The 20,784-nt window shown below is 63.0% G+C and carries 22 protein-coding genes; 15 read left to right on the plus strand and 7 right to left on the minus strand.

The window, feature by feature from the left end; all coding sequences use genetic code 11:
- Nucleotides 1–114: 114 nt before the first annotated feature.
- From ACWV14_RS10935 to ACWV14_RS10975, 9 genes are all read left to right on the plus strand, one after another.
- Nucleotides 115–384 (plus strand): hypothetical protein, encoded by a 270-nt coding sequence (locus ACWV14_RS10935; protein WP_454906811.1) that lies wholly within the window; start codon nucleotides 115–117, stop codon nucleotides 382–384.
- A 65-nt stretch (nucleotides 385–449) separates the two neighbouring features.
- Nucleotides 450–2,039, plus strand: coding sequence for an IS21 family transposase (gene istA, locus ACWV14_RS10940; protein ID WP_454901620.1), 1,590 nt, complete (start codon nucleotides 450–452; stop codon nucleotides 2,037–2,039).
- Nucleotides 2,029–2,832 (plus strand): IS21-like element helper ATPase IstB, encoded by an 804-nt coding sequence (gene istB / locus ACWV14_RS10945; protein WP_454901618.1) that lies wholly within the window; start codon nucleotides 2,029–2,031, stop codon nucleotides 2,830–2,832. Before istA ends, istB begins: the two co-directional genes overlap by 11 nt.
- A 112-nt stretch (nucleotides 2,833–2,944) precedes the next feature.
- Nucleotides 2,945–3,268, plus strand: a complete 324-nt coding sequence (locus ACWV14_RS10950; protein ID WP_454906781.1) for a hypothetical protein — start codon at nucleotides 2,945–2,947, stop codon at nucleotides 3,266–3,268.
- Nucleotides 3,265–3,531, plus strand: coding sequence for a hypothetical protein (locus ACWV14_RS10955; RefSeq protein ID WP_454906779.1), 267 nt, complete (start codon nucleotides 3,265–3,267; stop codon nucleotides 3,529–3,531). The genes ACWV14_RS10950 and ACWV14_RS10955 overlap by 4 nt, the downstream gene beginning before the upstream one ends.
- 139 nt (nucleotides 3,532–3,670) lie before the next feature.
- Nucleotides 3,671–4,630 carry a DUF932 domain-containing protein gene (locus ACWV14_RS10960; RefSeq protein ID WP_454906777.1) on the plus strand — a complete coding sequence of 320 codons (960 nt, stop codon included), beginning with the start codon at nucleotides 3,671–3,673 and terminating at the stop codon, nucleotides 4,628–4,630.
- Nucleotides 4,631–4,796: 166 nt separating this feature from the next.
- On the plus strand, nucleotides 4,797–5,900 hold the full coding sequence (locus ACWV14_RS10965; protein WP_454906776.1) for a DNA polymerase III subunit beta family protein: 1,104 nt from the start codon (nucleotides 4,797–4,799) through the stop codon (nucleotides 5,898–5,900).
- 429 nt (nucleotides 5,901–6,329) lie between these two features.
- A complete protein-coding gene (locus ACWV14_RS10970) occupies nucleotides 6,330–7,427 on the plus strand; it encodes an IS5 family transposase (protein ID WP_454906774.1) in 1,098 nt (365 codons plus the stop codon).
- Between the two features lie 174 nt (nucleotides 7,428–7,601).
- Nucleotides 7,602–8,303, plus strand: coding sequence for a hypothetical protein (locus ACWV14_RS10975; protein WP_454906772.1), 702 nt, complete (start codon nucleotides 7,602–7,604; stop codon nucleotides 8,301–8,303).
- 214 nt (nucleotides 8,304–8,517) lie between these two features.
- Here the strand turns inward: ACWV14_RS10975 and ACWV14_RS10980 are convergent, their stop codons facing one another.
- Nucleotides 8,518–10,395 carry a helicase-related protein gene (locus tag ACWV14_RS10980; protein ID WP_454906770.1) on the minus strand — a complete coding sequence of 626 codons (1,878 nt, stop codon included), beginning with the start codon at nucleotides 10,393–10,395 and terminating at the stop codon, nucleotides 8,518–8,520.
- Nucleotides 10,396–10,554: 159 nt separating this feature from the next.
- Between ACWV14_RS10980 and ACWV14_RS10985 the strand changes: the two genes are divergently transcribed.
- On the plus strand, nucleotides 10,555–10,986 hold the full coding sequence (locus tag ACWV14_RS10985) for a hypothetical protein (protein WP_454906768.1): 432 nt from the start codon (nucleotides 10,555–10,557) through the stop codon (nucleotides 10,984–10,986).
- A gap of 105 nt (nucleotides 10,987–11,091) precedes the next feature.
- Here ACWV14_RS10985 and ACWV14_RS10990 read toward each other — a convergent pair whose 3' ends face one another.
- A complete protein-coding gene (locus tag ACWV14_RS10990; RefSeq protein WP_454906766.1) occupies nucleotides 11,092–11,556 on the minus strand; it encodes a hypothetical protein in 465 nt (154 codons plus the stop codon).
- Nucleotides 11,557–12,018: 462 nt separating this feature from the next.
- Here ACWV14_RS10990 and ACWV14_RS10995 point away from each other — a divergent pair, with 462 nt between their 5' ends.
- From ACWV14_RS10995 to ACWV14_RS11005, 3 genes are all read left to right on the plus strand, one after another.
- Complete coding sequence (locus ACWV14_RS10995) at nucleotides 12,019–13,512, plus strand: recombination directionality factor (protein ID WP_454906764.1); 1,494 nt, start codon at nucleotides 12,019–12,021, stop codon at nucleotides 13,510–13,512.
- Between the two features lie 114 nt (nucleotides 13,513–13,626).
- On the plus strand, nucleotides 13,627–13,932 hold the full coding sequence (locus tag ACWV14_RS11000) for a hypothetical protein (RefSeq protein WP_454906762.1): 306 nt from the start codon (nucleotides 13,627–13,629) through the stop codon (nucleotides 13,930–13,932).
- Nucleotides 13,933–14,087: 155 nt separating this feature from the next.
- Nucleotides 14,088–14,501: a hypothetical protein gene (locus ACWV14_RS11005; RefSeq protein ID WP_454906760.1), complete on the plus strand. Its 414-nt coding sequence runs from the start codon at nucleotides 14,088–14,090 to the stop codon at nucleotides 14,499–14,501.
- Between the two features lie 67 nt (nucleotides 14,502–14,568).
- Here the strand turns inward: ACWV14_RS11005 and ACWV14_RS11010 are convergent, their stop codons facing one another.
- The 5 genes from ACWV14_RS11010 to ACWV14_RS11030 are packed head-to-tail and all read right to left on the minus strand — an operon-like array spanning nucleotide 14,569 to nucleotide 16,849.
- Entirely contained in the window at nucleotides 14,569–15,132 is a 564-nt protein-coding gene (locus ACWV14_RS11010) for an AAA family ATPase (protein WP_454906758.1), read from the minus strand.
- Nucleotides 15,129–15,404: a hypothetical protein gene (locus ACWV14_RS11015; RefSeq protein ID WP_454906756.1), complete on the minus strand. Its 276-nt coding sequence runs from the start codon at nucleotides 15,402–15,404 to the stop codon at nucleotides 15,129–15,131. Before ACWV14_RS11015 ends, ACWV14_RS11010 begins: the two co-directional genes overlap by 4 nt.
- Nucleotides 15,401–15,592 carry a hypothetical protein gene (locus ACWV14_RS11020; RefSeq protein ID WP_454906754.1) on the minus strand — a complete coding sequence of 64 codons (192 nt, stop codon included), beginning with the start codon at nucleotides 15,590–15,592 and terminating at the stop codon, nucleotides 15,401–15,403. The genes ACWV14_RS11015 and ACWV14_RS11020 overlap by 4 nt, the downstream gene beginning before the upstream one ends.
- Before the next feature lie 46 nt (nucleotides 15,593–15,638).
- Nucleotides 15,639–16,172, minus strand: a complete 534-nt coding sequence (locus ACWV14_RS11025; RefSeq protein ID WP_454906752.1) for a polymer-forming cytoskeletal protein — start codon at nucleotides 16,170–16,172, stop codon at nucleotides 15,639–15,641.
- Nucleotides 16,169–16,849, minus strand: a complete 681-nt coding sequence (locus ACWV14_RS11030; protein WP_454906750.1) for a hypothetical protein — start codon at nucleotides 16,847–16,849, stop codon at nucleotides 16,169–16,171. Before ACWV14_RS11030 ends, ACWV14_RS11025 begins: the two co-directional genes overlap by 4 nt.
- 1,034 nt (nucleotides 16,850–17,883) lie before the next feature.
- Here ACWV14_RS11030 and ACWV14_RS11035 point away from each other — a divergent pair.
- A complete protein-coding gene (locus ACWV14_RS11035) occupies nucleotides 17,884–18,831 on the plus strand; it encodes a hypothetical protein (protein WP_454906748.1) in 948 nt (315 codons plus the stop codon).
- A gap of 7 nt (nucleotides 18,832–18,838) precedes the next feature.
- Nucleotides 18,839–20,764, plus strand: coding sequence for an ATP-dependent helicase (locus ACWV14_RS11040; RefSeq protein WP_454906746.1), 1,926 nt, complete (start codon nucleotides 18,839–18,841; stop codon nucleotides 20,762–20,764).
- Nucleotides 20,765–20,784 lie beyond the last annotated feature (20 nt).

Consider the following 20,784-nt stretch of genomic DNA (forward strand, 5'->3'; position numbering starts at 1 on the left):
GCGGGATGAGTGGGTATGTGAGGGCGCTCGGTCGAGCACCCTCACACAGCCATTCGGACTCCTTTCATCAAGCTCCGCAATCCCGCGGAATGAAGCAACCTAAAGGAAATTTCCATGAAAACCCAGTTTGTCCGTGTCGCGCGTCTGATCGCGCTCGCGCTGTGCCTGCCGATGGTCCTCGCGATCGGGGCGGGCAGTGCCGGCGCGCAGGCGTCGACGGCCTACACCATCGCATGCGTGGGTGAGGAGCGGGTTCTCTTTCAATTCACGCTGCAACGGCGAATAGCCGGCTTTCCGCTGTGCTCATTTGGAGCGCACCGGAAAGCCTCGCGCTGCATCCTTTGTGTTGATTTCCATCCAGAAGTGACCCACTTGGCCCGGTGATTTCCATCTAAATCTGACCCACGTGATAACCCTAACCTGCTGCTTTTAGCAGCAGGAGCACAGGAGTGATTGACGTGGCGACACTGAGTGTCATCAGGCGTTGGGCACTGCGAGAGCAACTGTCCATCCGAGAGATAGCCCGGCGCACGGGCTTGTCTCGCAACACCATCCGCAAGTACCTTCGCGAGGGCGAGGCGGCGCCCAGCTACGCGAAGCGCATCAGCCCGAGCAAGCTCGACGCGTTCGCCGAGAAGCTCGGCGGCTGGCTCAAGAGCGAGGCGTCTAAGTCACGCAAGCAGCGGCGCACGCTCAAGCAGATGCACGCCGATCTGGTGGCGCTGGGCTACCAGGGCTCCTACAACCGCGTGGCGGCCTTTGCACGAGCGTGGCATGCGCATCTCCACGAGGTCCAGCAGACGACCGGGCGCGGCACCTTCGTGCCTCTGGCCTTCGGTCCCGGCGAGGCATTCCAGTTCGACTGGAGCGAGGACTGGGCCGTCATCGCTGGTGAACGCACCAAGCTGCAGGTGGCGCACTTCAAGCTCAGCCACAGCCGTGCGTTCATCGTGCGCGCCTACCTGTTGCAGACCCACGAGATGCTGTTCGATGCGCACAACCGGGCCTTCGAGGTACTCGGGGGCGTGCCTCGGCGCGGCATCTACGACAACATGAAGACCGCCGTGGACAAGGTACGCCGCGGCAAGGAGCGCGACATCAACGCGCGCTTCAGCGCCATGGTCAGTCACTACCTGTTCGAGGCCGAGTTCTGCAACCCGGCCTCGGGCTGGGAGAAGGGCCAGGTCGAGAAGAACGTGCGTGATGCGCGCCACCGGTTGTGGCAACCTGTGCCGGCGTTCGCCACGCTGGCGCTGCTCAACGACTGGCTGGAGGACCGCTGCAAGGCGCTGTGGGGCGAGATCGTCCACGGCAAGCTGCCAGGGACCGTAGCCGATGTCTGGGCGCAGGAACGGCCACTACTGTTGCAGATCCCCAGACCCTTCGATGGTTTCGTGGAACACACCAAGCGCGTCTCGCCCACCTGCCTGGTGCACTTCGAGCGCAACCGTTACAGCGTTCCGGCCTCCTACGCGAACCGGCCAGTGAGCCTGCGCGTGTACGCCGAACGCCTCGTCGTGGCGGCCGAGGGCCAGATCGTGTGCGAGCACACGCGCATCATTGACCGTCGCCACGACACCGCAGGTCAGACCGTCTACGACTGGAGGCACTACCTGGCAGTGCTGCAACGCAAGCCAGGAGCGCTCAGGAACGGAGCGCCCTTCAGCGAGCTGCCGCAGGGCTTCCGGCGGCTGCAGGCCGCGCTGCTGAAGCAGCCAGGCGGAGACCGCGAGATGGTGGAGATCCTGGCGCTGGTGCTGCACCACGACGAGCAGGCAGTGCTGACCGCGGTCGAACTGGCGCTGGAAGCCGGCGTGGCCAGCAAGACTCATGTGCTGAATGTGCTGCACCGACTGCTCGATGCCAAGCCCATTGCGCCGGCGCCTGTCACGGCACCGCAGGCACTGCGCCTGATGAACGAGCCGAAGGCCGATGTGCTGCGCTACGACACGCTCCGGGGGCGTGCCAGCGCTGCTGGCGGCCTGCGCGGGCCGCTGAACTCCAAGTCGAGTAGCCAGGAGGTGCGCCATGCGACATGACCCTGCCAGCGGCGCCATCGTGATCATGCTGCGCGAACTCAAGATGCACGGCATGGCCCAGGCCGTCGCGGAGCTGGCCGAGCAGGGATCGCCGGCCTTCGAGGCGGCCCAACCGATGCTCTCGCAGTTGCTAAAGGCAGAGACAGCCGAGCGGGAGGTACGCTCGGTGGCCTACCAGTTGAAGCTCGCTCGCTTCCCAGCCTATCGCGATCTCGCTGGCTTCGACTTCGCCAACAGCGAGGTCAACGAGGCGCTGGTGCGTCAGCTACACCGATGCGAGTTCATGGACGATGCGCAGAACGTGGTGCTCGTGGGCGGTCCGGGCACCGGCAAGACCCACATCGCCACGGCGCTGGGCGTGCAGGCCATCGAGCACCAACACCGCCGGGTGCGCTTCTTCTCGACGGTAGAACTGGTCAACGCACTCGAGCAAGAGAAGGCCAGTGGCAATCCCGGCCACATCGCGCACCGACTGATGTACGCGGACATGGTGGTGCTCGATGAACTGGGCTACCTGCCGTTCAGCGCATCAGGTGGCGCGCTGTTGTTCCATCTGCTGTCCAAACTCTACGAACGCACGAGCGTGGTGATCACAACCAACTTGAGCTTCAGCGAGTGGGCCAGCGTCTTCGGCGACGCGAAGATGACGACGGCGTTGCTGGACCGGCTCACGCATCACTGCCATATTCTGGAGACCGGAAACGACAGCTTCCGCTTCAAGCACAGCTCGGCTCAACCCGTTCAAGCAGTCCAACCTAAAAAGGAGAAAGCCAAGAACTTATCCACACCGTGAGCCGGCTGGCTCGCAAAGAGGGTGGGTCAATATTCGATGGAAATCGCGGGTCAGGATTCCATGGAACTCAACATCCTTTGTTCAATACCCCGACATGGGGAAAGGATGGCATATGGCAACCTATGACGTCGAGGTCTTCCGCGTGGTGCGGCTGGCCTTCGTCAACATCGAAGCCGAATCGGCCGAGTCCGCCGCGCTCGTGGCGGATGCAAAGGCCCGCGATCTGACGGATTGCATCCTCGTCACCAAGCCGCCGGCCGATGCCGGGGCGATCGAGGTGCTGCCGGCCGGTACGCTCAGGAAGGTCACCGACGGTTACGTCAACACCGAATTCGTCGTGGACCTCGTGCGCAGCGGTGTGCCGCAGCGAGAGGGCCGGATCATCTTGTCGCAGCGCTTCGCACCCAACGGGCAATCACTCGGAGTTTCCCGGTGAGCACCGCGTTCATCGAGCTGCGCGAAGCTCCATGGCGGGCCGACGTGTGCGATGCGGCGCTTCCCTTCGAAGTGATGTGCCGCGGGAAGCTCAGTGGCGTCGTCTACTGGCGCTCCAATGGGTATGGCGGGTATCTGCCGACGCCGGAAGGACGCCTTCAACCCATCGAGGGCCTCAACGCGCACCAGCTGCGTAGCGAGGTCAAGAGAATCAACCTCGAGTTTCTGGCGCCACGCGCCCCAAGCAACGCCGAACTGGCGTGATCTTCCAGTGGAAGGGCCCACACCTTCCAGACAAGGCCCGCGCATGCGGGCTTTGCTGTGCGAGCCGAACGCACAGCAAAGCCTGTCTGGCTTGTCTCTTCTCTACGCCCAGGTTGGGCAAACGAAAGGAGAGAAATTCATGGCACATCAACTGACCATCCAACAAAGCGGGGTTGCCGAAATGGCCTACGTCGGTGCCACACCCTGGCACGGCCTTGGCCAACGGGTTGCGGCCGAAGCCTCCCTGGAGCAATGGCTCGAACAGGCCCGCATGCAGTGGGAAATCAAGTCGTCGCCCGTGCAGTACACGAACGGCTCGCTGCATGATTTCTCCGACTACCAGGTGCTCTATCGCAGCGACTCGAACGCACCGCTCAGCGTCGTGTCGGACCGCTACAAGGTCGTGCAGCCGAAGGAGATGGTCGAATTCTTCCGCTCGCTCGTCGAGAGCGAAGGCTTCATGATCGAGACCCTCGGTTCGCTGAAGGGCGGACGGCGCATCTGGGCGCTCGCGAAAACCCATCTGGAGAACGACGTTGTCGGCTCGGACCGGGTGAAGGCCTATCTGTTGCTCATCACCAGTTGCGACGGTTCGCTGGCGACGACGGCTAAGTTCATCAGCACGCGTGTGGTCTGCTGGAACACCCAGGCCATCGCCCTCGGCGAGGACGGTCTCGAAGTCAAAGTTCGCCACAACACGGAATTCAATGCCGAAGTCGTCAAGGGTCGAATGGGACTCATCGGCGGTCAGGCGTTCGAGAAGTTCGTGGATCGGATGCGCAGCCTGAGCAAGATCAAGATGACCCGCGGCGACGCCGAACTGGTCGTCGCGTCGGTGCTTCCGTCTCCGACGAACCCGAAGACGAAGATTCAGGAGACCAGGGGCTTCCAGACCATCTTGGGCCTCTTCAGCGGCGCAGCCATCGGCTCGAACCTGCCGGGTGTGCAAGGCACCGCCTGGGGCTTGCTCAACGCGGTGACCGAGTACACGGACCACCGGGTTCGGGCGCATTCCACCGAGAACCGTCTGAGCAGCGCATGGTTCGGCACGGGCGCGAACCTGAAAGCCGCGGCCGAGGAAGCGCTTCTCGCGCTGTGACGCGACCGCCAGACACGCCCAATCGGGCGTGTCTGGCGCGTCCGTGACGAAGGCAAACACCTCCGAAGTGTGTTTGCGCAGCCAGGTACTTCGCCTTGCTGCGCAAGCGTGCTTCGCTTGCTCCCTTCGCAGTGCCCATCCCGGGCAAATTGAAAGGAAGAAATTCATGAAGACCACAGTCGGAGCGCTCAAAGCAGCGCTCGCCAAAGTCCAGAAGGCGGTGCACAGTTCGCTGGTCACGCTGCAAGGTGTCGGTCCGTCGTTGACGATCCATGCCAGCAACGGCCCCCAGGGCAGCGCCAAGGCGACCCTGGCCGTTCAGGACGCCACAGAATTCACGGCGCAGATCGACGGCAATCGCTTGTCGGCCGTTCTGGGCGGCGCCGACGCGTCCTTGCCGTGCCAGATCAAGGTCACGAAAGACGATGTGCGGATCAAGTTCGGGCATGCCAACATCCGTTTGCAGATCGCCCACGAAGAAGCGTCCCTGCTCGAGGAATCGCGCTGGAATGGTGCGACGCCCATCGGTGAGCGGTTCAGCGGTGCGGATCTGAAGGCCGCGTTCGAGCGGGTCGCCCCGTTCGCGGCTCGCCACGATGTGCGGTACTACCTCACCGGTGTCCTGATGACAACGCGTGACAACCGCCTGACGCTGGTCGGAACCGACGGTTTTCGTCTCGCATGCTTCAAGACGGGCCTCGCGGTCACTGCGGTACCCGATTCGATCATTCCGATCCAGATCGCCGAGGCACTCTCGTCAGTCCTGGAATCCAACAGCTTGGTGGAGATCTGCACGGTCGGCAGCGACGACAGCCGCGGCATCGGGTTTCGGACCGAGACCTTCGAGGTGATGTGCCCGGTCATCGCCGGCAAGTATCCCAACTTCGATCGGGTGATTCCGGATGCCGAAGCGATGAACCGTGCCGACGTGGATCGCAAAGCGGCACTGGCGGTGCTGGAGCGGATCGCTGCAGTAGCGGACGCCAAGGGCGGCGCATGCTTCATCAACGTGGCCATCAAGGCCAAGCAATTCATCGCGCTCACGACCGATGAAGAGAGCAAGGACCACATCGAACTCGAAGAGCCCGTGAGTGTTGCGATGGAGTTGGGCTTCCAGCCCAAGCTGTTGATCCCGGCGCTCGCGGCGGTGAAGACTGAAAAGGCTTGCTTCCTCTACACCCCCTCGAAGGGGACCGACACCGGCAAGGTGCTGATCCGCGACGCGGAGGGTAGTGACTGGAGCGTGGTCGTCATGCCGTCGCGCACCTGATGGCGGGTCGGCTCGAATCGGTGGAACGCAGGCTTCGGTCGCAACGCTGAGGCCCGCTTGAACTGAAAAAGCCCCCGCACGTCTTCGGACGCGCGGGGGCTTTTTTTGTGCCGAGCGGGCCGCCGATGCTTCCGGGGAACTGGTCTGCATCTACGTTCGAACCCAGAACTGTGCTCACGACCATGATCCCTTGGGCCGACAGGACATGCCGACTCCGGCACATCTCATCGTGCGTGACAAGATGCGCCGGATGCCCCAATCCTGCCCGCCAGATCCCTCCGACGAGAGTTGGCAGGCGCAAGATCGCTCGCCGCGAAAGATAATTTGGTGCATATCCGGGCTTAGCAGGCTGCTGAAATACCTCACTCGAAGGTCCCCTCGTAGGTGGGCCTGAGGCGTTGTCTTTGCAGACTCACGAAACTCCCTCTGATGCGCGGCCCCGACACATTCACCGAAGGTTTGTTCACCATGAGACGGCTGGACGACTTCGTTCCCGCCGATCACCCGCTGCGCCGCATCCGAGTGATGGTCAACGAGGTACTGGCCAAGATGGACGGGTTGTTTTCTCGGATGTACGAGGCCGACATCAAGGGCGGACGCCCGAGCATCGCGCCGGAGAAGCTGCTGCGCGCGATGCTGCTGCAGATCCTGTTCAGCGTGCGCTCGGAGCGCCAGCTCATGGAGCAGACCCAATACAACATGTTGTTTCGCTGGTTCATCGGCCTGGCAATGGATGACGCGGTGTGGGTGCCGACGGTGTTCAGCAAGAACCGCCAGCGCCTGATCGAGCACGACGCGGTGGTCGCCTTCTTCAACGAAGTGCTGGAGACGGCTGAGAACAAGGATTGGTTGTCGGGCGAGCACTTCAGTGTCGACGGCACGCTGATTCAGGCCTGGGCCGGACACAAGAGCTTCGTTCGCAAGGACGGGGACGACGCTGGCGGCAGCGGCGGGGACTTCAAGGGGCAGCGACGCAGCAACGAAACACACGAGTCAAAGACGGACCCCGATTCAAAGCTGTACCGCAAGGGCAAGACGGCCAGCGAGCTGCGCTACATGGGGCACACGCTCGCCGACAACCGTCACGGCCTGGTCGTCAACGCCATGGTGACGCAGGCCGACGGCTTCGCCGAACGTGAAGCGGCCAAGGTGATGATCAGGGACGCGCGTCAAGCAGTGGCGAGTCTGGATACCGAGGTCACGCTCGGTGCCGACAAGGGCTATGACGCGGCCGAGTTCATCGAGGCGCTGCATCGCTTGAAGGTCACGCCGCACGTTGCGCAGAACAAGTCTGGGCGTCGCTCGGCGGTGCCCGACGAGATCGCCCAAAGCAAGGGCTATGCGATCTCGCAGCGCAAGCGAAAGCTCATCGAACAAGGCTTCGGCTGGGCCAAGTTCGTCGGTCCCATCCGGCAGGTGATGGTGCGCGGCATCAAGAAGGTCGACCAATTGTTCGTGCTGACGATGGCCGCCTACAACCTCGTGCGCATGCGGACTTTGGCAGAAGTCCGTCCGCTGGCCGCGTAGCGGGTCAGTGAGTGCCTCAAACGAGCCTGGAATAGAGAAAACAGCGACGGCAGCGAGCCCACAACGTCGAAATCACCCAACCGCCTTCTTCAGTGCGCAGGATGACTTCGGCGCGCTTGATACTTCAGCAGCCTGTTAGGCCCTCAGGCGTCAATACGGTCATAGGGAGACATCATGCGGTGCTATTTCCAAGGGTGCGACGAAGAGGGGGTGACGAAAGAGCACATCCCACCTCGCTCGTTCTTTCCTCAGGGAGAAAACGTACAACTGCTGACCGTCAAGTCCTGCAAGAAGCACAACAACGAAAAGTCGAAAAACGACATCTATGCGCTTGCGCAGATCTGCATGAACGCGGCGCCCAGCAATCGGGCGCGTGAAGTGTTTGAGAACAAGATTTTCAGTCAGCTCGACCACAACAATGGGGCATTCAGGAAGCTGCTGGCCGCAGGTTCCGAGGTTCTGCCCGACGGCGCCGTCCGGTATCCGGTGGACATCCAGCGGCTGGACGACTTCTTCACGGCCCTTTCGTGCGGAATCATCTTCAAGTCGTGCGGCGCGAGTCTTCCTCCGCATTTCAACATCACGCATGCGTATCACAGCCTGGAGTACGCCGACCCGCAGCTCAAGAAGATTAACGAGCATCTTGAGCGCTTCTACTCCGGTTCGCCGCCAGAGGTCATGGAGTTTGGCAAGGTCGATGCGCAGAACAAGCGCATCTATACCATCAAGATTTTCGGAATCAAGTCATTCAAAAGCAGTATCACCCTGGTGCACGAGTTCTACGGAACCTTCAAGGTGACATCAATGCTGACGAATGTCATCGGGCGATCCCAAGAGATCACTCGCATCCTCGAAGGCCTGTCCGACGTGGAATGACCTTCTCCTGCTTCGAAATGGTCGATTCAACGGTAGCCTTTTGGGGCACCATGCGCGACGTTTCGTATTTCCGTAATGAGTCGTTGTCGACGGTTCGACGTGGCGCCAGAAAGCTGTTTTTATCCAGATCTGACGCGGCAGCAGGGGGCGTCAGCCATTGTCATTTCCGGGATCACCGGCTGGCTAGGCTTCGCGAGCATGCGTAGTGCGCACGCTAGGCGGGCAAAAAGTCTTTGGGTTCGAGGCGAGCCAATTTGAACAGCGTTTGTGCCGCGCCCGACTGCATTTCGCCAAGCACGTCTCCGAACCCGCGCAGATGCATGTCGCGCTCCGCCAGCGCAAAGCCGTCGGTTGTGTCCCGAACGGCTCGAAGCCGTTGGGTGCCGGCACCGTCGACGGGCTTGCCCGTCAGCATGACGAAGTCGCCGACGCCACCGTTGCGCACCAGGCGTCCGCGCAACTGGTGCAACTGGGCCACGCCGAAGCGCTCGGCGCTGCTGACGACCATGCAGCCCACGTCCGGGACATCGACACCGACTTCGATCACGGTGGTCGAGACGAGGATCGGTTTCAAGCCAGCGGCAAAGTCTGCCAAGGTACGCTCTTTCGCACCTGGCTTGAGCTTCCCATGCAAGGCGCAGACCTTGCCCGGGAAGCGTTGCTCGAGCCGCGCAGCAGCCTCAAGCACCGACTTGGTACTCGGCTTGCCGCCGCCGAGTTGCGCGTAGAGAAACACCACCTTGCGGCCGGCCTCGATGTGCTCGCTGACGATATGGGCGGCCGTCCGGCGGTCCGTATCGTGCAGGAGGTGGCAGCGAATCGTCTTCTCGACGGGACAGCCGGGAATGCGCGCCTCCGTCCACCCGTCGAAAAGCGCCAGGGCCAGCGATCGAGGGATCGGCGTCGCGCTCGCCTCGATGACATGTGTGGCATCGCCGGCCAGGGCGCCGCGCTGCTCCACCGAGAATTTGTGCTGCTCGTCGATCACCAGCAACCGGAGCGACCCTGCCAGGGGGCGTGACAGCAGCGCCTGGGTGCCGATCAGCATGAGCGAGTCATCGGACGCGCCTCCGGCGGCGGCGCCTGTCACAAGGGCGGGGCGCAGACCGGGGAATCGGCGTGTGGCTTGTGCATGGATCTGCATCGCCACCAATTCGCTGGGCACCATGATGGCGACGCGGAAGCCGGACTCGGCAACGCTCGCGGCGGCCAGCAGGAACACGAGCGTCTTGCCCGAACCGACGTCGCCGTTGAGCAGCACCCGAGCGGCGCGGTGGGCCTTGATGGCCTTGCGGATGCGATTCAAGGCGTCGCGTTGACCCGGGCTGAGCGTTTCGGGTTGCGCTGGAACGAGGCGACGCAGGTCGTCGTCGATGGGGATCACATCCTGCGGCGCCGCGAAACTTGGCCGCAGGCCGCCTGCGTGGCGTACCTGCGCCACGGTGGCCGCCCTGGCTGCCGCAAGGGCGTTGGCGCCGACCAACGGAGTTTTTGGCGAGTGCAGGTGGACAAGGAAGGGCTCTGGTTCCCTGAAGCCGTGCGCTCCCAGCGCCGACACGACAACGGGTTCCTCCGCGATTCGTTGCGCGGCGTCGCGCAGCGCGGCTCGATTCTGGACTGCGAGTCTCAGCGCCTGTGCGACGAGCGCTCCCGACAGGCGCCCCTGGATGCCGGCATAGAGCGGCCCCACCCGACCCGTCGCCGCGGCCAGGCACACGTCGGACAAAGTGCGTTCATCACGAAAAACCGTGACCTTCGCGGTGAACGTCACTTCGTCGCCAGCGCGGATTTCACGCCAGTCGCCCGTGGAGCCGAAGACGCTCGCCTCGTATTGACCATCGTCCAACTGCATCGTGATGCCAAGACGCGCCGGAAACGGGGAGTAAGTGCGTTCCTTGTGCCTGTCGTAGCCAATTTTGCTTTTGACCGTCGCGCGCAGGAACAGAGGGCTGTCCAGCGGAGCTTGGGAGAGTCGTCGAAGCGGCGCACGCATGTCCACATAGCCCTTCGGCAGCACCAGAAGGGCGTCAGCGTCGGATTCGCATCCGAGCGCGGCAAGAGGTGTGGCCACAGAGGGCACGCGCGCGTTCACGTCCCCAACGTAGCACGCGAGCCGGTGCGCGCAATCCGCAAAACAAATTGCATTTCAAACAGCACTTCTTTCGACAGCTCTTGCGTGGAGTCGCCGCATAGCATGTTTTCAGTCTCGCTTTCACCAACCTATCCCGCGTGCTGCGGAACGAAGGAAAGCATGACTACCATTGCGAAGCAAATGACGAGCGCACTGCGTCCGGAAATTGTCGACACCCGGTTTCAAACGGCGTTGCGCGTGCGTCCGCACTCGACCACCGTCGACGCGAACGGTCTGGTTTTCGAGCCGGGAGCGCTGCAAGCCCGAGACCTCCAACTCGCGCAGGAGGCCTTCGAGCATAAATATTTCGTGGGCTATGCGTTCCGGATGAACAGGCCGCTCTGGATGGATTCCGAGATGCGGATCTTCCAGATCCAGACGCCGCTGAAGGAAGGCGGTATCCGCGTTGCCGGGACGATCGTGACGGACGAGGACCGAAACCTGGTCCGATTCTGCGTGGATGACAAGCGACACAGCAACCGGGCTGTCATGCGCGCTTGCGTCGATCTCATCTGCACGGTGGAATCGATCCTCCACTACAACCCGGCGTAGATCCGGCGGGGCTTGCTGAGGGCGGCGGATTGTTCGAAGCCGTCCCGATCGGGTGCGCGCCATGCCTCCCCCTAGGGGGGCGGGCGCGCACCCTGTCGGGGCCGTTCAATGCACGGTTCTCCACATGGGTGCTGGAACATAGCCCAGACGCGATAGCTTGAGTCCGAAGGGGGCGCAAGCGGACATTTCATCGCGTGCGATGAGCTCGAACGCCTGGAGCGGCTCGCGCATGTCCACCAACCCGTTGCACTGGGTCATCGCCTTCAACAGGGCGCTGCATGGGTGGTCGGACCTCGTCCTGAGTGGTCGGGTATCTCGGTAGGTCGAATGATCGAGCACGTCGCCCCGATCGAGCCGTGCAAGGTCGCGCAGTGCGCCAACCGCGGCGATGTGGATCAAGAACCAGCATCGCACTGGATCCGCACCGCGTTCGAGGTCGTGCAGGCAGTCGTCGATCTCATGCACTGGGTTGAGAACGCCATTGAAGGCGGCTGGCCGTGGCGACAATGCGCCGCGAAGGATTCGCACCAACGTCTTGCAATGTGCTGCGGTGTGGTCGATCTGAGTCATGGCAGTTGAGGATAGGGAGACGGCTGCCGTCGGCAAGTCCCCGCCACCTGCAGGTGCGGTTCCTTGTCGTGGACGTCGACTCACGCGCTCTCGGCCCGGTTCGAATCGCGACCGAATCTCGTGACGAATCGGCATCGGCGCAGGCCCGGCGTAACCCACAGTCGACTCTGCCGTCGAGACGCAGAGGGCGTGCTTGTGCGGCACCGCTGGGCAAGGCTGCTGTCACAACCCACCCGATCCCGGCAGTCGCGCAAGCACACCCGCTGCGTCTCACGGTTTTACGCCTCGCGCGGAACTGACCATCTTTCGATTTCCAGTTCCCAGATGGACGGGTCGCGCGCGATCCGTCCATGTGGGCTCAGGCCCTCGCTGTCTTCTGAACCCCGCGAATGCGGAACGAAGGTTGGCGCCGATTTCCGGCGCCGACAACCCTTCAGCGTGAACACGCTTAAAGGACAGACGATGAGTAGCATCATCCGAGACAGCTTGATGGCCCGGGCCACGAGCAGCAACAACCGCCTTCCGATCTCCGGCAAGATCCGCGCGGGCACGAAGGCCATCACGAAGACGGCATCTCAGAACAGCTTCGCACTGGAGCTGTTCCGCAAGGCGCAGTCCGGCGTGATCAGCTTCAAGGATGCCGAGAAGGAGATCGCCGACAAGGCAGGCATCAAGTTCCCGTTCTTCCCCCGAAATACGCAGCACTTCAATGTGTATGCGCATGACGTGGAGGGAGGTCAGCATGTGGTCGACACGATGCTTCAGCTGTACGGAGAACAACGCGAAGGGGACACCGAGGAGAAGCTGTACCGCTTTCCGATCGTGTTTCCAGCCGTTCCCTCGGTGGAGGATTTCTTTCCCAACGAGTTCCGCGTGGCGCAAGGCCCGATCAAGTACCACTCGTCGTATGGCGACGATGGCGTGCGGCGCTGCCTGTACCTCAAGCCCGTCGATCCGGCGCAGCAGGCGAAGCGCAAGAAGCACGAACGCCGTACTGAAACGGTGCGCGGCGAATGCGTGCCCGGGAGCTGCCCGGAGTTCGGCTCGGGGGCCTGTCGCTTCGGCGGCACCTTGCATTTCTACATCCCCGGGGTGACCGGATCGGCGACTTTCGCGATGGCCACCGGTTCGACCTACGCTGCGGAGGACATCTTCCAGCGATTGGACGAGATCATCGGGATCTGCGGCGGGCGCATGCCGATGTTCGACAGGGAGGGCAACCCGGTCTTCTACATGACGAAAGTCAAGAAGACGCGCACCTACTTTGACGAACATGGCGCGGAGAAGCGCGGCGAGCAATGGGTTCCCTTCGTGGAGACCACGCTGCAGATGTCAAAGGTGCTCATGCTTGCGGAGCAGCGACGGCTTCAGTTGGCCGCGCCTTCCGCGGTGCCCAGCGTGGTTGGCCTCCCGGCCGCCTGGCTGCCGGGTGCGATGCAGCAGGCGACAGCGGGGACCGCGGCCGACGACGACGTCGGGGCGGGTCAGATCCACCCCGGCGCCACCGCGGCGGATGAGCAGCATGGCCAGTCGGAGACTTCGACGTCGGGTGCTTCGGGGGGCCCGGAATCGGAGGAGTCGGCGCTCGTGCAGTTCATCGACCTCGCGGAGGACAACGGCATGGGGCACGTGGCGCAGGACTGGGCGATCGCCAAGTTCGGCGAAGACTGGGACAGCGATGCCAAAGTGCCTGGCGCCCTTGGCGAACTGCAGTCGCTGCTGGATGCTCGCGGTGCTGAATGCTGCCGCGGTTTCCTGGAGCTTTGTACTGCGCTCTACGTCAACCGGATCCCGGTTCGGGAAGCCGCGATGCCGTACCTCATGCGCAAGTACGGCCGGGAGTTGACGCGCAACAGGCAACTGCTGAGAGCAGCCTTGATGCATGTGCATGAGTTGCTCGAGAGCAGCGGGCTGGAAGTCACGCTCGCGCACATGCAGGCGAATTCGGGCGCTTGAACCATCGGGCTTCGGCCTGCCTGGCGCTGCGTGGGGCATTCCCTGTGCAGCGCTTTTTCTTTTCAACCGGTGTGGACGGCAATGGCTGTCCGTGCCTACTGAGGAATTCGAAGAATGAGCGATCTTTCCGAAACTGATGACCCTGATCTTGGCGAAGAAGCCGAGATCGCCGCGGTGGAGCAGCTCAAGGAATTGGGCTACATCTGGAATCCGAGCCAGCGCACGTGGGACGCGTGGCGGTGCGAATTGGTTGCTACCGATGAAGAGGTGCGACAAGCCACTTTGCGTCACTGCGTCGGCTCCAACGACGAGATTGAGATTGACGAGCCGGCCAGGGTCAGCCGCGGCGAGGATGGTCCATGGGTGCAGGCTTGGGTCTTCGTCCCCAGGGAGTTGGTCGCCGGCTATGCGCCCGGCTGAGCCAGGAAGCGGGTGGCCACGTGTCACCGAATGACGAGGCTCCGCCCGCTGGACTCCAGCCTGCGTTGCGCAGCGTGGGGATGTCCAGCGCAGCGCCTTTCTTTTCAACCGGCGCAGACGGCATCGGCCGACTGCGCCTACCGAGGAATCAAAAAATGAACAAGCTTTATGAATCGCAGCTGCTGACCTTGTGCAGTGCGCTGGGATGGCAAGGAGGCACCTTTCATCAGGTCGTTGCCGAAGTCGAGCGCATGAAGCGCCTCGAAGATGCCGTTCGACTGGCCTGCCACGGCGTGCCGGCCCCCAGCAAGGTCGAATCGCCGGCTGCCTACTACGCAATCCAGGTGCTCGGGGACGTCGAGCCCGTCTTGCATGGGCCATTCCTGTCACAGCGGGAGCGGGATGCGAAGGTCGGACGCCTTCGTCTTGAGGATGCTGACGACGGCCTCTATGCCGCGGAGATCACGGCCGGCGTGTTGTCCGTCGATGCGTACGATGGTGGCACGATGTCGCTTCTGGAGTCGGCTGCGCGTGCTGCGAAGCAGGAAGCCGACCAAGGACCGTTTTGAATCACACGCGTGTCATGAATTGAAAAGCGCCGCCCACCGTTTTTGGAGGGCGGCGCTTTTTTCCGCCCTATGCAAGCTGCGACGCCCAGGTGTCGAGTTGGTTGGCCGTTGCTTTGAGGTCATCAAGGCCGCCGTCATTGTTGATCTTGCAAAAGTACGGCTTGGTGCCCGCGTGCGATACGAGGTCGGCGAGGGCGAGGTCACGCGCGCTCGCCAGGCCCGGCGTCCATTTGCGTTGGGTTTGCTCGCTGCGCAGCATCAGGCGCGGCTCGCATATCGCTCTGGCGCATTCCACGTGCACGACGCCGGCACGATCCGGCGTGCGTGACAGGTGTGCCGGCAGCGAGGGGAAGCCGTCAACCGCAACGGGCGTGTCGCGGCGCCACGCATCGATCTGTGCCAACAGCAGCGCCACCGCAGCATCGTCGATGTGCTTGCCCGGCGTGGCTTGCGCCAGGGTCAGCATCAACCGCAGCGACACCCCCTGGGGCAGCTTGTTGCGGCGGGCCAGCCGTCCGAGGTCGCCCACGCTCAACTGACGCCAGCCATGCCGGTCCCTCAGAAGCCGGCCGAGCGTGGTCTTGCCCGAACCGTGCAAGCCGACAAGGAACAGAACGGGGTGGCGAGTCACCGCAGCGGTGTGCAGGGGGCGGCCTGTGCGACAGGAAACAGCGTTCCGCGCATGACGTCCGGCATGGCGTAGACCTGCTTGTGGACCTCCGCCTTCATGTCCGTCAACTGCGCCGCCAAGGTCGTCAACTGCTGGCGGACGCTGCCGAGCGGCAACGTCGGGTTCATGCGGTTGATTCGCTCGAGGGTTTCTCTGGCGTCCCGGCAGCAGTCGGCGGCATCGTCGAGGTGCTCGATGGTGACTTGGGAGATACCGATGGGTAGTGCGCTCATGGCGGTTTTCCTTTGGACGCCGACTGGATGGCGTCCTGAATGAATTGCAAAAATTGTTCTGCCATCCGCGCCCGCGCTTCGTGTGGGATGGCGCTGATGCCATAGGCGATCAGCGTGACCCAGAGGACGACGCGGATGGTGCTGCGTGCGAGACGCGCCTGACGCGAGAGGCTGGGCATCTTCGGCATGGTGCGTTCGACGTTGAAGGCGGTTGGGAGAATGAACGGGCGAGGCTCAGCTGCGGACCCAGCGCATCTGGCCGCTGATGGCGCAATAGCGGCTCTCTTCGAGGGCGCCATAGGCGATCTCGGCGCTGGCCGTGATCGAGCCGTCCCACGCCACCAGCGAACCGGTTTCGATCGAGACGCAGTGGAGTTCGCCGCGGTTCACGTAGAGGCGCTTGCATTTGACTTTCTGCACATCGACCTTGGCGCCTTCGTCGATGACAAGGGTTCCCTCAACATCGATGGAACCGGCGGTGAACACGCCCGAGAGGTGCAGGCCTCCCTTGAACTGGATCGGCGGCGATTCCTTGGGGATCGACACGTCACGGATGGCGTTGACGATGCCCTCGACCTTGTGATCGATGATGAGTTGACCCTCGGCCTTGCTGTACGGCTGCGGTGCGCGGTCGGCGCGCTCCACGACAGGGAGCACCAGGCTGGTCGCCTGGACGACACCTGCAGACGCGCCCTGGTCCTGTTGCGGATCGTCGTGCTCGCTGTCGCGGTGGTCATTTGGGTGTGCGATGGAAAGAACTGCGTTCAATTGAATTCTCCGAAGTTGAAAGTTCCGGCATTTGTGGTGAAGGTGCCGTCGGCCTCGTCGATCCTGGTGAGCGTCTGTCCATTGGGTAGACGCTCTCCTGGAGCCACCTGTTGAAACTTGCTGGTTGCGGTGCCGCGCACGACCAATGCGCCACTGTTGACCGTCACCGTCTTGAAGCTCGACTTCGCCGGCGCGATCGGCGGCGAGGCCGTTGAGGCGGGAGGCTTGAGCGGCGCGATCGTCACGTCCACCGGGTCGTCGGCCTTGTTCGCTGGCTGGTCGGTGTGTCCATGGAGCTCGACCGACACGGCTTCTTCGTTGTCCTCGCTCTGTGCTTCGGCCGAGCGACTCGCGCGGCCTGTCGTGCGGTGCGCCGCCGCGCCAGCGCTTCGCGCCAGAAGCGATGCATCGGGGTCTGGCAGCGGATCCGGCAGGTCGCGTAACGGGCGCCCTGGGATTGGCGTCGGGACAAGGGGTTTGGTGACCTGCGTTGCTGGCGGAGACGAATTTCCCGCCGTCGCGACTGCGCTCGCGGGCACATCGACCCTCGGCGTGGGGGCAGGGACCTCGGGTCCTCGGCCGGCGAGTGCGCCGATCAGCATGGGCCAGTTGACAATCTCTGCCCGATGTTGAACGGCCATGCCCAAGGCGAAGAGGGCCATGAGGGCGGCGACCACGCCCGCGTGATTCCAGCGATGGCCTGCGCGCGCAGTGCTGACTGTGGGGGGAGTTGCGTGTGTCGACGGTGTGGGTCGGTTGGGTGCTTTGGAGGCGGTCCGCCGGGTTCCGCGCCGAGACGCGCGGCGGAGGCTCTCGCGGATGACCGAAAGCCAGTGTGCGAGGCTGGCCCGCGGGCCGCCTGAGCTAATGACGCGTTCCGGGCCGTCGGGGTCGATGACAAGCCCCCCGCCTGCGGCCGGGCGCAGGCAGTCGTTGCCGGGCTGGAGCTGGCGGCGGGTAATGGGCGCGGCGCGTCCGGTCGAACACGGTCCGACCAACGCGAGCGCCCCGAAGGAGCTTGTGCGTTCTGCTGTCACGCAACGATTGAACGTGACGAATCAGTGGACGCAAGTCAGGAATGTTTGGGCGAATTCGCGCCGTTTCAATGAAAGTTCGCAGAGGCGGAAATTCTTGGCATTCCAAGCATGAGCTTCCTAATGGGCGCATCTTCAATCCGCGGGTCGGGCTTCCAAGGTAGCCGGCCAAATTTGGCCGGCAATACTTTTGAACTACTTCGAATTTGATCGGCGTCCAATGACGCGTTGCCTCGATGGGTTGGAGCACCAGGCATCATTCTTCGAGCCTTCTTCTTAGGCGCGTTTCAGGCAATCAGAGGGCGAGACCGTGTTCCGTCTCCGCGTCTTTCAACTGGCATTCTTATTTCCTTCGCGCAAAGCGGTATTCGGCTGGTTTTGGTATGAGGTTAATTGCCATTTTCCTCGCGCTGCAAATAAAGTTGATTCCGTTTCGCTATTCGTCTTTGGAGACGCGGTGGAGTCTGAAATATTTAAAGGCGGATAATAATTTTATAATTGAATTCAACTCTTAATTCTTGAGTTGAAAGCATTGATGAATTTGGAGTTGCGCCCCGGATTTCCTGTCTGTGGGCCGGTAAAACGCTGTCGGATCGACCATTCATTCGCGGTGCATGCGATCACGGGGTCTTCCAACATCGAAGTTCAAAAGCACCAACTTCATGAAGGAAATCTCAATGGATCAAGCCACCGACGATCAGCCGGGCCATGCGGCTCTGGCTGCAACCATGGCCCCGACTCATGCGATCGCACGGACCGAGGCCGAACGCGTGCTGGATGAGATCGAGCAAGCCGCCGGGCTCGCAGAGGCAAGTCTGGCCAACGATGCGACGCTGGGGGCTGCGGGGGCGGTGCCGGTCGCTGCGACGACAACGAGCGCGGAGACCCCTGTGCTCGTCGGCGATGAATCGGCACTGTCGCCCGAGGAGGTAGAGCGTGCGAAGGCAGAGGCTCGCGAGGCGCGTATTGCCTACTTCATGAAGCGGGCGAAAAGTCAGAAGGAACGCGGCCGGGCGCAGCTCGAGCGCGTGCATGTCGGCGCGATGGCGATTCGCAAGGATGTCGAATTTTTCGATGTCAACATTTCGTCGAGCGCGGAGCGCTTCCTGGGGCTGATTGATCTGGCGTTCTACACGATCAACCGCCGGGGCGAAGACGTGTTGGGCGAGAAGGGCGCAGCCGATGTGATCGAGCGCCTGACCGAACTCGCGCGTGGCTATCGGGAGAAGGGCGTGGCCGAGCGCGACCAGGCGCATGCGCTGCTCAAGAATGAGCAGGAACTTGCTTTCGACGCGGATTGGATCGTGCCGGAGTACCGCGGCAATGCGTTCCAGATGGCGGTGTTCATCAAGCACCCCGAGACGCTGAAGATCCTCGAAGGGTTGTTCGCGTTCGACACGCTGGTGCGGCATCTGACGGTCCTCCAATGGAACGGCAAGGTCGATCAGGTCCGGATCGACCAGGCACGCCAGCAAGAACGTCGTGCGTTGAGCGCGCTGCATCAGTTCGCCGCCCGGTCGCTGATCGGCCTGAACCGTCGCGCGCGACCCGCGCGTCCAGGCGTGGCCTCGAGGTCGACTGCGGTCCAACAGTCGGCGGCGGCCGACTCGGCGCTGGCGCACTGAGGTCGCGGTGCGCCCAGAGCTTCTCGACGGCCTGAATCCCGAGCAGCGCGAGGCGGCAATCTGCGAGACACACTGTCTGACGGTCGCCGCGCCGGGTTCGGGGAAAACCAAGATGCTGTCTGCCAAGGCAGCATTTTTGCTTTCTGGCGGTGCCACCGTGGTCGCGGTGACTTTCACGCGCGACGCGGCGATCGAACTGCGTGACCGCATCGTTCGGCAGGCCGGACAGGAAGTGCTTGATCGGTTGCTCGTGGGCACATTCCACAGCATCGACTTGCTCATGGCGTTTCCCGCCAAGGCGCGGTCTGCGATGGGCTCGGCGATCCTGGCGAAGGCGCGCTCGAAACTCTCCGCGCCGTGGAAGATCGTGCGGGATGGCAACCGTCGCAGCGCGGTGGCCCGCGCGATCGACGTCGCCGGACTCCCGGGCCTGGAGATTGACGACGCCACGTCCCTGATCGAGAAACTGAAATCGGGCGCCGCAACCCCGAAGGATCCGCGTGAGAGTGCGCTCGTGCAGGCCTACACCGATCTGCTGCAGCGCCATGGCGTGATCGACTTTCAGGACATCCTGCTTAAGACCAATGAGGGGTTGACCAACGGCGACATCACGCCGCTCGCGACCAACTACCTTTTGCTGGACGAATTTCAGGATACGGACCTGGCGCAATACGAATGGGCCATGGCGCACGCCAAGGCCGGTAGCATCGTCACGGCCGTGGGCGACGACGATCAGAGCATCTACGGATTTCGGCGTGCGCTGGGGTACGAGGGGATGCAGATGTTCGCCCAGCACACGAGGGCCGTGCGCGTGGTGCTGGGAACGAACTACCGCTCTCACGCCGAAGTGCTCACATGTGCGGGCCGACTCATCGGGGTCAACGCAGAGCGCATGGACAAGGCGCTGGTGTCGCACAAGGGCGTCGGCGGCAGTGCCATGTGGGAGCGATTTGCCGGCCGCCAGCTGGAAGCCGCGGCGTGCGCCAAGGCGGCCGGTGAGGCCGTGAAGAACGGGATGACGTTCGGCGTGCTGGCACGCACCAACGCCCGGCTCGAGTCCGTGGAAGCGGAGATGCATGCCGAGGGCGTGGACTACGTCCGCACCGGGGGAGATTCTCTGCTCAACACCCGCGAGGTCGCGGTGATGGTGGCGACGTTCACGAGCCTGTGGAAGCCGACGGCGAAGGATACCGACGAACTGCTGGCCTGGTGCGGGGTCGACGAAGACGATCTGCGCGAAATCCATCGTTGCTTCGGCGACATGCTGCCGGCGAAGATCTCGCGGCAGGCCATGGGGAAGGGCGCATTCAAGGAATCGACGAAGGAGGTGCTCAAGCAGCTCGTGAAGGCTTCGGACCCGTGGCATGCATACCTCGCCACCGGCGGGATCAGGACGCTCGTGACCCAGGTGACGGAGTTCCTGAGTGCGAAGGCCGTCGGTGATCCTCGTTCGAAGCGCGTATTGGAGGTGGCCGCCGGCATGTTCTGGCGGGATTTGGCGTCGTCGGCCTCCGCGAATGCGGGTGCTGCCGAGCCGACCGAACAGATCTGGCAGCGCCGCGGTCGCTCGTTCGCTCAGCGGGTAGCGGACATTCGGGCTGCGATGAGAGGTGCGGGCGGGACGGCCGAACAGAAAGACGCAGCCCTCCAACCGAAGGTGACGTTGATGACGGCCCATGCCTCCAAGGGCCTCGAATTCGACCAGGTCTGGATCGTCGGTGCAGAGGAGGACGCGTTCCCCGACAAAGACTCTGGGCTCCAGGAGGAGCGGCGCCTCATGTACGTCGCGATGACGCGCGCACGCAAGAACCTCTGGGTCAGCGCACCTGGCAAGAAGGCCGTCTCACGGTTCATCGAAGAATCCGGCATGGCTCGGGCGCCGACGGGAACCTTTGTCACCGAGCCGGACAGCGGGCAGGGGGCGAAGGGCTGACTGCTTCAGCTGCCAGCGCG

The organism is Variovorax durovernensis, from assembly GCF_977011995.1.

Bases quoted from the DNA above. Each gene is read 5' to 3' on its own strand.
- ACWV14_RS10935 (WP_454906811.1), top strand. From the start codon at position 115: ATGAAAACCCAGTTTGTCCGTGTCGCGCGTCTGATCGCGCTCGCGCTG.
- ACWV14_RS11005 (WP_454906760.1), top strand. From the start codon at position 14,088: ATGAACAAGCTTTATGAATCGCAGCTGCTGACCTTGTGCAGTGCGCTG.
- ACWV14_RS10985 (WP_454906768.1), top strand. From the start codon at position 10,555: ATGACTACCATTGCGAAGCAAATGACGAGCGCACTGCGTCCGGAAATT.
- ACWV14_RS10995 (WP_454906764.1), top strand. From the start codon at position 12,019: ATGAGTAGCATCATCCGAGACAGCTTGATGGCCCGGGCCACGAGCAGC.
- ACWV14_RS10950 (WP_454906781.1), top strand. From the start codon at position 2,945: ATGGCAACCTATGACGTCGAGGTCTTCCGCGTGGTGCGGCTGGCCTTC.
- ACWV14_RS10960 (WP_454906777.1), top strand. From the start codon at position 3,671: ATGGCACATCAACTGACCATCCAACAAAGCGGGGTTGCCGAAATGGCC.
- istB (WP_454901618.1), top strand. From the start codon at position 2,029: ATGCGACATGACCCTGCCAGCGGCGCCATCGTGATCATGCTGCGCGAA.
- ACWV14_RS10965 (WP_454906776.1), top strand. From the start codon at position 4,797: ATGAAGACCACAGTCGGAGCGCTCAAAGCAGCGCTCGCCAAAGTCCAG.
- ACWV14_RS11015 (WP_454906756.1), bottom strand. From the start codon at position 15,404: ATGAGCGCACTACCCATCGGTATCTCCCAAGTCACCATCGAGCACCTC.
- ACWV14_RS11020 (WP_454906754.1), bottom strand. From the start codon at position 15,592: ATGCCGAAGATGCCCAGCCTCTCGCGTCAGGCGCGTCTCGCACGCAGC.
- ACWV14_RS10975 (WP_454906772.1), top strand. From the start codon at position 7,602: ATGCGGTGCTATTTCCAAGGGTGCGACGAAGAGGGGGTGACGAAAGAG.
- ACWV14_RS11035 (WP_454906748.1), top strand. From the start codon at position 17,884: ATGGATCAAGCCACCGACGATCAGCCGGGCCATGCGGCTCTGGCTGCA.
- ACWV14_RS11000 (WP_454906762.1), top strand. From the start codon at position 13,627: ATGAGCGATCTTTCCGAAACTGATGACCCTGATCTTGGCGAAGAAGCC.
- ACWV14_RS10990 (WP_454906766.1), bottom strand. From the start codon at position 11,556: ATGACTCAGATCGACCACACCGCAGCACATTGCAAGACGTTGGTGCGA.
- ACWV14_RS10970 (WP_454906774.1), top strand. From the start codon at position 6,330: ATGCGCGGCCCCGACACATTCACCGAAGGTTTGTTCACCATGAGACGG.